This window comes from Lentibacter algarum (genome assembly GCF_018860975.1).
Lineage (GTDB): Bacteria > Pseudomonadota > Alphaproteobacteria > Rhodobacterales > Rhodobacteraceae > Lentibacter > Lentibacter algarum_A.
Genome location: NZ_JAHKQI010000011.1, coordinates 1 through 3860, shown reverse-complemented (window position 1 = coordinate 3860; position 3860 = coordinate 1). Strand labels below are relative to the sequence as shown.

General features: G+C 48.8%; 3 protein-coding genes and 1 pseudogene. 2 read left to right on the top strand and 2 right to left on the bottom strand.

Annotated elements, in window-relative coordinates; genetic code table 11:
* Positions 1-158 precede the first annotated feature (158 nt).
* A complete protein-coding gene (locus tag KO498_RS18070; protein ID WP_215961338.1) occupies positions 159-296 on the top strand; it encodes a hypothetical protein in 138 nt (45 codons plus the stop codon).
* Between the two features lie 400 nt (positions 297-696).
* Here the strand turns inward: KO498_RS18070 and KO498_RS18065 are convergent.
* Both KO498_RS18065 and KO498_RS18060 read right to left on the bottom strand, forming a co-directional pair.
* Positions 697-816 (bottom strand): annotated as a pseudogene (locus tag KO498_RS18065) (IS1 family transposase); the annotation flags it as partial.
* Positions 817-1063: 247 nt separating this feature from the next.
* A complete protein-coding gene (locus KO498_RS18060; RefSeq protein WP_001339197.1) occupies positions 1064-2272 on the bottom strand; it encodes an IS4-like element ISVsa5 family transposase in 1209 nt (402 codons plus the stop codon).
* Positions 2273-2432: 160 nt separating this feature from the next.
* Between KO498_RS18060 and KO498_RS18055 the strand changes: the two genes are divergently transcribed.
* Positions 2433-3092, top strand: a complete 660-nt coding sequence (locus KO498_RS18055; RefSeq protein WP_000412211.1) for a type A-1 chloramphenicol O-acetyltransferase — start codon at positions 2433-2435, stop codon at positions 3090-3092.
* Positions 3093-3860: the final 768 nt, after the last annotated feature.

Here is a 3860-nt window from a genome sequence, read left to right as displayed (position 1 = left end):
CCCTATAACATGCAACTACCAGGGGCTGTGAGGCCTCCTCCGAGCGGCTGTACCCCGAGGACGGCGCCCTGAAGGGCGAGATCAAGCAGAGGCTGAAGCTGAAGGACGGCGGCCACTACGACGCTGAGGTCAAGACCACCTACAAGGCCAAGAAGCCCGTGCAGCTGCCCGGCGCCTACAACGTCAACATCAAGTTGGACATCACCTCCCACAACGAGGACTACACCATCGTGGAACAGTACGAACGCGCCGAGGGCCGCCACTCCACCGGCGGCATGGACGAGCTGTACAAGTAATCTAGACAGCGCTTTTCCGCTGCATAACCCTGCTTCGGGGTCATTATAGCGATTTTTTCGGTATATCCATCCTTTTTCGCACGATATACAGGATTTTGCCAAAGGGTTCGTGTAGACTTTCCTTGGTGTATCCAACGGCGTCAGCCGGGCAGGATAGGTGAAGTAGGCCCACCCGCGAGCGGGTGTTCCTTCTTCACTGTCCCTTATTCGCACCTGGCGGTGCTCAACGGGAATCCTGCTCTGCGAGGCTGGCCGGCTGCAGGCATGCAAGCTTGGCACTGGCCGTCGTTTTACAACGTCGTGACTGGGAAAACCCTGGCGTTACCCAACTTAATCGCCTTGCAGCACATCCCCCTTTCGCCAGCTGGCGTAATAGCGAAGAGGCCCGCACCGATCGCCCTTCCCAACAGTTGCGCAGCCTGAATGGCGAATGGCGCTGATGTCCGGCGGTGCTTTTGCCGTTACGCACCACCCCGTCAGTAGCTGAACAGGAGGGACAGCTGATAGAAACAGAAGCCACTGGAGCACCTCAAAAACACCATCATACACTAAATCAGTAAGTTGGCAGCATCACCCGACGCACTTTGCGCCGAATAAATACCTGTGACGGAAGATCACTTCGCAGAATAAATAAATCCTGGTGTCCCTGTTGATACCGGGAAGCCCTGGGCCAACTTTTGGCGAAAATGAGACGTTGATCGGCACGTAAGAGGTTCCAACTTTCACCATAATGAAATAAGATCACTACCGGGCGCTGAGAGATCCCCTCATAATTTCCCCAAAGCGTAACCATGTGTGAATAAATTTTGAGCTAGTAGGGTTGCAGCCACGAGTAAGTCTTCCCTTGTTATTGTGTAGCCAGAATGCCGCAAAACTTCCATGCCTAAGCGAACTGTTGAGAGTACGTTTCGATTTCTGACTGTGTTAGCCTGGAAGTGCTTGTCCCAACCTTGTTTCTGAGCATGAACGCCCGCAAGCCAACATGTTAGTTGAAGCATCAGGGCGATTAGCAGCATGATATCAAAACGCTCTGAGCTGCTCGTTCGGCTATGGCGTAGGCCTAGTCCGTAGGCAGGACTTTTCAAGTCTCGGAAGGTTTCTTCAATCTGCATTCGCTTCGAATAGATATTAACAAGTTGTTTGGGTGTTCGAATTTCAACAGGTAAGTTAGTTGCTAGAACCCATGGCTCCTTTGCCGACGCTGAGTAGATTTTAGGTGACGGGTGGTGACAATGAGTCCGTGTCGAGCGCTGATTTTTTCGGCCTTTAGAGCGAGATTTATACAATAGAATTTGGCATGAGATTGGATTGCTTTTAGTCAGCCTCTTATAGCCTAAAGTCTTTGAGTGACTAGATGACATATCATGTAAGTTGCTGATAGGTTTCCAGTTTTCCGCTCCTAGGTCTGCATATTGTACTTTTCCTCTTACTCGACTTAACCAGTACCAACCCAGCTTCTCAACGGATTTATACCATGGCACTTTAAAGCCAGCATCACTGACAATGAGCGGTGTGGTGTTACTCGGTAGAATGCTCGCAAGGTCGGCTAGAAATTGGTCATGAGCTTTCTTTGAACATTGCTCTGAAAGCGGGAACGCTTTCTCATAAAGAGTAACAGAACGACCGTGTAGTGCGACTGAAGCTCGCAATACCATAAGTCGTTTTTGCTCACGAATATCAGACCAGTCAACAAGTACAATGGGCATCGTATTGCCCGAACAGATAAAGCTAGCATGCCAACGGTATACAGCGAGTCGCTCTTTGTGGAGGTGACGATTACCTAACAATCGGTCGATTCGTTTGATGTTATGTTTTGTTCTCGCTTTGGTTGGCAGGTTACGGCCAAGTTCGGTAAGAGTGAGAGTTTTACAGTCAAGTAATGCGTGGCAAGCCAACGTTAAGCTGTTGAGTCGTTTTAAGTGTAATTCGGGGCAGAATTGGTAAAGAGAGTCGTGTAAAATATCGAGTTCGCACATCTTGTTGTCTGATTATTGATTTTTCGCGAAACCATTTGATCATATGACAAGATGTGTATCCACCTTAACTTAATGATTTTTACCAAAATCATTAGGGGATTCATCAGTACCGGGCGTATTTTTTGAGTTATCGAGATTTTCAGGAGCTAAGGAAGCTAAAATGGAGAAAAAAATCACTGGATATACCACCGTTGATATATCCCAATGGCATCGTAAAGAACATTTTGAGGCATTTCAGTCAGTTGCTCAATGTACCTATAACCAGACCGTTCAGCTGGATATTACGGCCTTTTTAAAGACCGTAAAGAAAAATAAGCACAAGTTTTATCCGGCCTTTATTCACATTCTTGCCCGCCTGATGAATGCTCATCCGGAATTTCGTATGGCAATGAAAGACGGTGAGCTGGTGATATGGGATAGTGTTCACCCTTGTTACACCGTTTTCCATGAGCAAACTGAAACGTTTTCATCGCTCTGGAGTGAATACCACGACGATTTCCGGCAGTTTCTACACATATATTCGCAAGATGTGGCGTGTTACGGTGAAAACCTGGCCTATTTCCCTAAAGGGTTTATTGAGAATATGTTTTTCGTCTCAGCCAATCCCTGGGTGAGTTTCACCAGTTTTGATTTAAACGTGGCCAATATGGACAACTTCTTCGCCCCCGTTTTCACCATGGGCAAATATTATACGCAAGGCGACAAGGTGCTGATGCCGCTGGCGATTCAGGTTCATCATGCCGTTTGTGATGGCTTCCATGTCGGCAGAATGCTTAATGAATTACAACAGTACTGCGATGAGTGGCAGGGCGGGGCGTAATTTTTTTAAGGCAGTTATTGGTGCCTAGAAATATTTTATCTGATTAATAAGATGATCTTCTTGAGATCGTTTTGGTCTGCGCGTAATCTCTTGCTCTGAAAACGAAAAAACCGCCTTGCAGGGCGGTTTTTCGAAGGTTCTCTGAGCTACCAACTCTTTGAACCGAGGTAACTGGCTTGGAGGAGCGCAGTCACCAAAACTTGTCCTTTCAGTTTAGCCTTAACCGGCGCATGACTTCAAGACTAACTCCTCTAAATCAATTACCAGTGGCTGCTGCCAGTGGTGCTTTTGCATGTCTTTCCGGGTTGGACTCAAGACGATAGTTACCGGATAAGGCGCAGCGGTCGGACTGAACGGGGGGTTCGTGCATACAGTCCAGCTTGGAGCGAACTGCCTACCCGGAACTGAGTGTCAGGCGTGGAATGAGACAAACGCGGCCATAACAGCGGAATGACACCGGTAAACCGAAAGGCAGGAACAGGAGAGCGCACGAGGGAGCCGCCAGGGGGAAACGCCTGGTATCTTTATAGTCCTGTCGGGTTTCGCCACCACTGATTTGAGCGTCAGATTTCGTGATGCTTGTCAGGGGGGCGGAGCCTATGGAAAAACGGCTTTGCCGCGGCCCTCTCACTTCCCTGTTAAGTATCTTCCTGGCATCTTCCAGGAAATCTCCGCCCCGTTCGTAAGCCATTTCCGCTCGCCGCAGTCGAACGACCGAGCGTAGCGAGTCAGTGAGCGAGGAAGCGGTATTCATTGGATCGTGAGGAA

Excerpts from the sequence above, each read along its gene's own strand:
- KO498_RS18055 (WP_000412211.1), top strand. The coding sequence starts at position 2,433 with ATGGAGAAAAAAATCACTGGATATACCACCGTTGATATATCCCAATGG.
- KO498_RS18060 (WP_001339197.1), bottom strand. The coding sequence starts at position 2,272 with ATGTGCGAACTCGATATTTTACACGACTCTCTTTACCAATTCTGCCCC.